The sequence below is a fragment of the Flavivirga rizhaonensis genome, assembly GCF_004791695.1.
GTDB lineage: Bacteria > Bacteroidota > Bacteroidia > Flavobacteriales > Flavobacteriaceae > Flavivirga > Flavivirga rizhaonensis.
Genome location: NZ_SRSO01000030.1, coordinates 49427 through 57876 on the forward strand (window position 1 = coordinate 49427; position 8450 = coordinate 57876).

5 protein-coding genes are annotated in these 8450 nt (G+C 36.2%); all 5 read right to left on the bottom strand.

The features are described 5' to 3' along the window. Positions 1-61: 61 nt before the first annotated feature. Positions 62-1549, bottom strand: coding sequence for a sulfatase family protein (locus EM932_RS17500; RefSeq protein WP_135878501.1), 1488 nt, complete (start codon positions 1547-1549; stop codon positions 62-64). Between the two features lie 91 nt (positions 1550-1640). Beyond that, the gene (locus EM932_RS17505) at positions 1641-3284 is read right to left on the bottom strand and encodes a sulfatase-like hydrolase/transferase (protein ID WP_246041134.1); all 1644 of its coding nucleotides are present in this window, start codon (positions 3282-3284) and stop codon (positions 1641-1643) included. 163 nt (positions 3285-3447) lie between these two features. After that, entirely contained in the window at positions 3448-6093 is a 2646-nt protein-coding gene (locus tag EM932_RS17510; RefSeq protein ID WP_135878502.1) for a glycoside hydrolase family 3 C-terminal domain-containing protein, read from the bottom strand. Positions 6094-6471: 378 nt separating this feature from the next. Continuing rightward, the gene (locus EM932_RS17515; RefSeq protein ID WP_135878503.1) at positions 6472-7806 is read right to left on the bottom strand and encodes a family 43 glycosylhydrolase; all 1335 of its coding nucleotides are present in this window, start codon (positions 7804-7806) and stop codon (positions 6472-6474) included. Between the two features lie 207 nt (positions 7807-8013). Then, positions 8014-8450, bottom strand: a 437-nt coding sequence (locus tag EM932_RS17520; RefSeq protein ID WP_317129379.1) for an alpha-L-fucosidase C-terminal domain-containing protein, incomplete at its 5' end; no start/stop codon positions are given.

Here is an 8450-nt window from a genome sequence, read left to right on the forward strand (position 1 = left end):
GAACAAGACTTAATCTGACAGACAGTTATTATTTGCAGTTTATAATGCTTTGTTTTCCAGTCTAATCCTTTTTTTTACGTTTCTCAACTAATTTATCATATTCAGGAGCACGTCTATCAAAATCGTAGGTGTCGAAAATATCACCATAACCAGTAAGCCTAGGGTCTCCTTGTTTTTTTAGTTGCTTGAAAAGTTGTTTTTTTAAAGCATTCTTAATTTTTAAATACTTTGGGTTTTCTGCCAAATTAGTTAAACATTCAGGGTCATCTTTAATGTTATAAAGTTCTTCTTTAGGTCGTTTTCCATAACATAAATCATAGATAGTTGTTCCTGGTTTTTCTTCCATAGTAGCCACTTTGGTTGGACTCCAATCGGTATCTCTAAAACCAGCTTCTAGGGTGCCACATGGCCAACGATTAGGTTCAAAATTGTGCATGTATACAAAATCACCTTTATGAATGCTACGCACAGGGTATGACCAGCCGTTTGGTCTACACATGTCATTACGTTCTCTGCCTGTGTACACTTCTAAGCGATTTCTTGGTTTATCTTTAAAAATATCCATCAAGCTTTTGCCTTCAATAGGTTGCATCTCGCTTTTGTTTTCTTTAATCCCAGCAGCTTTAAGAAATGTTGGTGCAATATCAACAAAGCTTGCAAAATCATTTACAATTCTACCAGGGCTTGAAACTTCCTTAGGCCACTTCACAGCAAAAGGAACGCGTGTAGCAAATTCATGTGGGTGACCTTTAAATCTAGGAAAGGGCATGCTGTTATCTGAGGTTACGATTATTAGTGTATTATCTAATTCCCCTGTTTCTTTTAAATATTGTAAAATTTCGCCTAAATGTTGGTCAAAATATTCTACTTCAAAAGCATAATCTAAAATATCATGTTTTGTAGCTTCAGAATCTACCCAAAAAGAGGGCATAAAATCTAGATCTTCAATTTTTTTACCATGCTTTACCCCAGATTTATATTCGTAACCTCTGTGTGGTTCTTTGCAGCCATACCAAAAGAAAAAAGGTTGATCTTTAGGTCTGTCTGCAAGAAATTGTTTGAAATTTGCAGAATAATCATACGTGTTTATTCCTTTAGCAGGAACAAATTCTCTTTTTAAATTATTGTATTCTTTACCCGTTAAATTACGACCTTCAGGGTGAATTCCCGGATTCCAGCCTTTACCTGTAAAACCCGTAAAATAACCATGGTCTGTAAGTGTTTCAATAACACTTTTAAATTTATCTGGCCATGTTGGTTGGTGATTTGCTGCGGCTTCTAATTGCCAGGGGTTTCTACCTGTAATTAACACGGCTCTGGAAGGGGCACATTTGCTGCTAGGTGTATACATATGGTTAAACAACAAACCTTCCTTTGCAACAGTATCAAAATTAGGTGTATGTAAAAATTTAAAACCGTAAGAACTGGCATGTGACATATCATCCGCAATAGCAAAAAGAATATTAGGTCTTTTTACTGTTTGTGATATACTTACATTAACAAAAAAAGAAATGATTATTAAAATTAAGTGTCTCAAAGATTTTTTCATGTTTTAGTTAAGTTATAATTTTATTAAATGCCATGAACTATTTAAGAAGTAGCCAGTTTACGTTTTGTTCATTCCAAATTTAGGACTAGTATTAGTTTTTTAATACAACTTTGGGGGATTCATTGCCACGGGCATATTTTATTTTTTCTTTCCATATTTCCCTCATATGTTTTATTTGTATGGCATGATTTTTATCGAATGCCAGATTGGTGATTTCATCTGGGTCTTCAGATAAATTATACAATTCTTCAAATACAGGTTGCTCTCCTCGTAATGGGTTTTCTATATAAGCTCGATATTTAGCTACTTCAGGAAGGTATATTTTATATAACATTTCCATCCTATTAATTCCTAGAAATTCGGTCATTTCCATTATTTCATTGGATTTCATGTTATCATTTCTATAGTATCTAATATATTTCCATATTTTATTCTGTACAGCTTCACAGCGAGGATTGCCAAACGTGTTAGACCAAAGATTCTCAGTATAGAGATATGCATGGACATCACTACTCTGCCCATCAATAATTTTCCTAATGCTTTTTCCTTGGAAATGTTCTGGCATTTGTATTCCCGCATAATCAAGTAGTGTAGGTGCAACATCAATGGTTTGTACCAATGCATTACTGACTTTTTCTCTAGCTTTTTTAGGCGCCATAGGATTGTAAACAATAAAAGGTACACGAGTACATACTTCATAGCACATAGCTTTTCCGGCCATTCCAAATTCTCCCCAGAATAATCCATGGTCTGACGTAAAAACAATTATGGTGTTTTTAGCTAAACCTTGTTGCTCAAGCTTAGCTCTTAAGCGACCAACCAAGGCATCAATACCAGTAACCGCTTGCATGTGGCGTAACTTTCGTTCTTTCATGGTTTCTGGTGTATAGGTAAAATCATATCCTAGTTGTCTGGCTTCAGTAAAAAGTAAATCTTCTGGTAGTTTTTGAGTTTTTATATCTTTTTTAGCAATATAATGGGTTGGTAATGGTATATCAATATCACGGTATAGTGTTTTATAGATAGTAGAATCACTTTCACGTTGTTCCATACGGCTTGTGGCTGCGCCGTGGGGAAGATTGAAATTAATATTCAAACAAAAAGGTTGGTTTACAGGGCGATTTTTCAAAAAATGTTCCGCACCTTTTAGTTTAAATTCATTACTAAAAAAATCGTTTATCCCCTCATTTAATATTTCAGCCTGAGTATCATTTTGAGCTCCGTTGAATATTTTATGTTTTTCTTTTGGATAAAAAAACAGATGACCGTGAGCACCATACCAATAATCAAAGGATTTTTCCATAACACCACTACTATAACCACCCTCTCCAATTGGACTATGGTTTTTGCCAATATACCCTGTATAATAGCCATTTTCGCGCATAATTACAGGGTATGATTGTTTCCATGCTTCTTTAGAAACAGCAGTTCCTGAGTTAAAATTAACACCATGCTTTCTTTCAAACTGGCTTAGTAAGATGGAGACCCTGCTAGGTGTGCAGATGGCACTGGTTACATGTGCATTTGTAAATAACACGCCCTCCTTGGCCAATTGATCTAGATTAGGAGTTTGGATAATCTGATTTCCATTTGCCCCTAGTAATTCAAACCTTTGGTCATCGGTAAGAATAAAAATAAAATTTGGCCGATTATTACTTTTTTGCGCAAGAGCTGAGGAAATAATAAATAACAGGATTACTTGCATTGAAAGTCTTGATGTGGAATTGAATTTCATGATCATTTTTATTATTTGAGTTATACACTAGCAGATTATAAAGTTATGATAAACACTTTTTTTGAGTCATTAATCCCGATCTATATATTAACTCAGAGATACAATAGCCGCCCGACCGGTCAGGCTGGGATTTTCTAATGTATAGAGCGGGTTAATCTTCTCGTTACTCAATTATGATTTTATCTCCTGTTAACTTAATTGTGCTCTTCAATATTTTTTCTGAAGCAATAGCTTTTTTGTTTTTAACTTCTGGTGAACAATTTCCTATAAATATATCTACATCTCCTGGTTTTACCTCACGTTCAAATTTTCTATTCACATAAGCCAAGTCTTTAGGTTTAAGTGTGAATATTATTTTTTCTGTTTTTCCTTTTTTTATGTGTATACGTTTAAATGCTTTGAGTGAAGATATAGGAACCGGCATATCGGCATCTTTGATATGTACATAAACCTGCACCACTTCATCACCATCATATTTTCCAGTGTTGGTAACGTCTACCGATATTTCTAAATCTTGATTAGTACTAGATTCCGAAGAAACTTTTAGGTTACTATACTTAAATTTGGTATAACTTAATCCATGACCAAACCTAAAATTAGGTGTGCCAGTAAAGTATTTATAGGTTCTGTTTTTCATACTAAAATCTCTAAAGTCTGGTAAATCCTTTTCAGACTTATAAAATGTTACGGCTGTTCTTCCTGCTGGGTTGTAATCACCAAATAGAACATCTGCAACCGCCAGTCCGCCTGCCTGCCCTGGGAACCATGCATCTAGAATGGCGTTTACTTTTAAATCTTCAGGAGTGAGTGCCGTCATACTCCCATTAACAAGTACCATAATTACTGGCTTTCCTGTTTTTAATAATTTAGAAAGTAACTGTTGTTGCTTGTTAGAAAGGCCAATAAATTCACGATCGTTTTGCTCATCTTCAAACACATTGCTTGACCCACCAGAAAAAATAATAATATCTGATTTATTAGCCATTTCTAAAGCTTGGTTTACAGGGTCTATACCAGGTTTTTTCCAATTGAAATGCATATCGTTTTTACCTTGCGTTTTATTTACAAATACCTCTAATTTGTATTTTTCTCCCGCTTTTAAAGTGTAGGTGTCTTTAAGGACTTGGTATTTCTGCCAGTTTCCTTTTCTATCTCTATCACGGTATACGATAGTATCGTTATTTATAACTAGACCAAAACCTTGTCCACCTTCCATAGAAAGCAAATACTCGCCTGAAATTTTGGGAGTGAGATATCCCCTAAACTTAACCGAATTAGCATTCCACCTTTGTTCGTCTACAATAGATTTCCACTCGTAAGTATAATCTACTTCATCAACAATATCTTCTTTGACCAACTTTTTAAAATCTGGTTCATAGAAAAATTCCGCTTTAAGCCCAGGTTTGCCATCGGGAGTTGTAAGTACCGATTTAGGTACTAATTCCATATAATCTTCATCTCCATGAATAGTGCCTTTTGCATAATTTATAGTGATGCCTTTCTCTTTGGCCTTAGCTTCAATACCTTCGTAAATCGTATAGATTTTGTCTGGTATTCCGGTATAGTTTCCTGTTAAAACATGTGAATTTTTTACACTGGGACCAATAAGAGCAATAGACTTCACTTTTTTAGTAATAGGAAGTGTCTTGTCGTTTTTTAATAAAGTCATTGATTTTTGTGCTGCTTCAAGGGCTAGTTTTTTATGAGCATCAGATTGAATGACATCCGGACTTATTTTACTGTATGCACACATTTCTTGAGGGTCAAACAATCCTAGTTGCATCTTTATTTTTATGGTTCTGTATAATGCATTATCAATTTCTGCTTCAGTGAGATAGCCTTTTTCCAGTGCTGCTTTCATGTGCGTTTCGAATTGATCTCCGCAATTAAGATCTACGCCAGCTTTTATGGATAGTCCCACAGCTTCTTCTTGAGTAGCCACTCGTTTTTGAACATTGGAAGCCGTTGATAACGAACCGCAATCGGTAACTACATAGCCATCAAAACCCCACTGATCTCTTAATAATGACGTAGTGAGATATTTTGATGTTACACATGATTCCCAATTGAGCATATTGTAGGCACCCATAATACCTTTGGCTCCCCCTTCTTTTACAACAGCTTCAAATGCAGGTTTATAAGTTTCCAAAAGGTCTATTTCGCTTACAATGCGGTTTTCGTAGGTTTTACCAACTTCAGGACCGTTGTGTACCATAAAGTGTTTAGGACAAGAAATGGCTTTTAGATACTTGGGGTCATCTCCTTGAATCCCTTTTACAAAAGCGACTCCCATTCTAGACGTTAGGTGTGGGTCTTCGCCATAGGTTTCCTGATTTCGGCCCCAACGTGGGTCTCTTACCAAATTAATGTTAGGCGACCAGAATGAAAGATTAGCGCCCTCTCCATTATTGTATTTTGCTCTAGCCTCGGTTGAAATTGCGCTTGCCACTCTTAGCATGAGGGCATCATCCCAGGTTGCGCCCAAGCCTATACTTTGCGGAAACATCGTGGCCCGTTTCATGCCCAAACCATGCAAAGCTTCGCCTTGCCATGCAAAATCTGAAATTCCTAATCGTTCAATTTTTGAATTGTAACTCTTGGTCCATTGGATTTTCTCATCGATGGTTAGCCTATCAATGAGGTCATAAATTCTCTCATCTAAAGGAAGCGTTGGGTTCATAAAAGGAAAATTTTTGCTGTTGGTTGCGTTAATTCCTTCTTTTGCTTTTTGTCCTGCTGGTGCCCATACTTGAGCATTTAACATAGATAGTGATAACATACAGGCAAACAGTAGTATAGTTTTTTTCATAAACCGACATTGTTTTTTGTTTTATAGTATTGTATATATAGGATCCTTTTAATATAGAACTCATCTTGACTTTTTCTATTTCCTAAAAAATGGCTAAAATTCGCCCATATGTTGTTACTTTTTTTATGCTTAGCACTGCTATGCCTTGCAAAAAATGCCTCATCTGAACAAATTTTATCTCATTTTCGGTTAAAAACAAAAAGTCAAGATGAGTTCATAGTTTGCAAACCATATTAAAAAGCTACTGTAATAATTTATTATGTAATACACAAAGTTATATTTTGTTGTGCTTGTTGTCAATTCGAATAATTGTTCTCATGGTTTATATAATAGCACGTATGTATATAATTGGAATTTTTACCAAAAAAAGCAAAGTATCTATTTAAGAAGCAACCAATTTAGGTTTACAATTTTATCGACATCCCAATGCGAAATAAAAACAACAACAATATCCTGATTGCCTGTAACTTTTTCTAGTAGTGGAACTTCAATGGTTTTCCAAGAATTCCATCCGTCGGTGTATTGTACAGGAAAATCTGCAATTAGTTGTCCTTTGGGATTACCCAATCTTACCTCAAAATGACCTATACGCTGTCCACTGGATATTCTTGCTTGCATTTTTGTCGCTGAGCCATTACCAAAATCAACATTATTAAACTTCACATGGCTCAACATTCTAGTATCGCAAACCATCCAACCACTGGGTTCATTACCACCTACAAAAGTAGTTTTCGCGCCATTTATCTCGTTATACCTATCTATTTGTATAGTATCCCCAACTTTTGGACTACCAATGCCTCGTAACGAAGGCTTTACTTTTTTAATGGAGCCATCTTCCTTAAACTCCATATAATCTGCACGCATGGATCGTAGTTTATTGTATCCACTAATATCCCACCAATGATAAAATAAAATCCATTTCCCCTGATAATTAACAATAGAATGATGGTTCGTACCATTACCAATATTATCCATTATCTTACCTCGGTATTGAAAAGGCCCAAAAGGGCTTTTGCCCGTAGCGTACCCAATAGTATAGCCTTCGCCAGGGAATACATGCGCAAAAGTAAAATAGTAAATCCCGTCTTTTTTAAAACAAAAAGAACCTTCTTTGTAACCTTCAGGCAACGCTTCAATTTTAATGGGTTCTGAAGCAATTTCTTTCATGTTATCTTTAAGTTGTGAAACAAAGAGTTCTTTACCCCCGCCGAAGTACAAATAAGTCTTGCCATCGTCGTCTATTAACAATCCAGGATCAATTCCCTTCAAACCTTTTATGTAGCTTTTTCCCCATTTAAAAGGACCAGTTGGCGATTTTGATGTGCCCACACCAATTCGTCTAAATGCTGAACCATCTTTAGGCTTTGCGGGATAGTAATAATAATAGGTGTTTCCTTTTTTAACACAATCTGGAGCCCACATACCATTCGAATTCTTTTCGCCCCATGGTACTTCGTTTTGGTCTAGAATTACACCATAATCTTTCCACGTGCTTCCATTTTCTAATGAGAACATGTGATAATCAGGCATGCAAAACTTAGGTGCATCAACGCCATGTTCAGGAACGATATCATGAGAGGGGTAAATATATAGCTTACCATCAAAGACACGAGCTGTTGGATCTGCGGTAAATAGATGAGTTACCAATGGGTTTTGTGCTAGAGACGTGTAGCATATTGATAGTAATAAAAATATGAGGTTGCTTTTTTTCATTTAGAAAGTATTGTTATTAAATCAGTTTTTTATCTGCCTTGGCTTATTAATGTTATGTAGCTAGGTTTTTATTCTAAGGTATAAAACTTCTTTTATGAAAAGTACATTCATAGCGAAATTGCTTAACTTGTATATATTCCTTCAAGGTTTTTAACACCTTGTAGGTGTTTTTATTTTAGTTTTGAAACCTTGAAGGTTAATATATGTTTATAGAGTCAAAACAATAGTAAAAGCGAAATCGCAGGGCCTCTCTTTTGGCATGTTTACCACTAATCCCTCGTTGTTCTGTGACCACTCGATGGATTCCCCGCTCCCCAAAACATGAACCTCGGATATGTCCAGGTTCTTGGCATGCTCGGCGTTTTTGGCAAGCGAAGCGATGTTGACCTTGCCATGTTCTGGCCAATCGAGAACAATGGCATAAAGTTTATTGCCCTTGGATGTAAAGCGGATATCCTTAGAGGTAAACCCCTGGTTGCTGCCCTCGGAATGGTGCCCTTTCTTTACCTCGGTGGGCCCCTCCCCGAATGCTTTCCAGTACCTGGTCCCGTAAATGGCATCGCCGTTTACTTCCAGCCACTTTCCTATTTTTAGCAATATCTCTTTTTGGTCTTCCGGTATGGTGCCATCGGATTTTGGTCCCA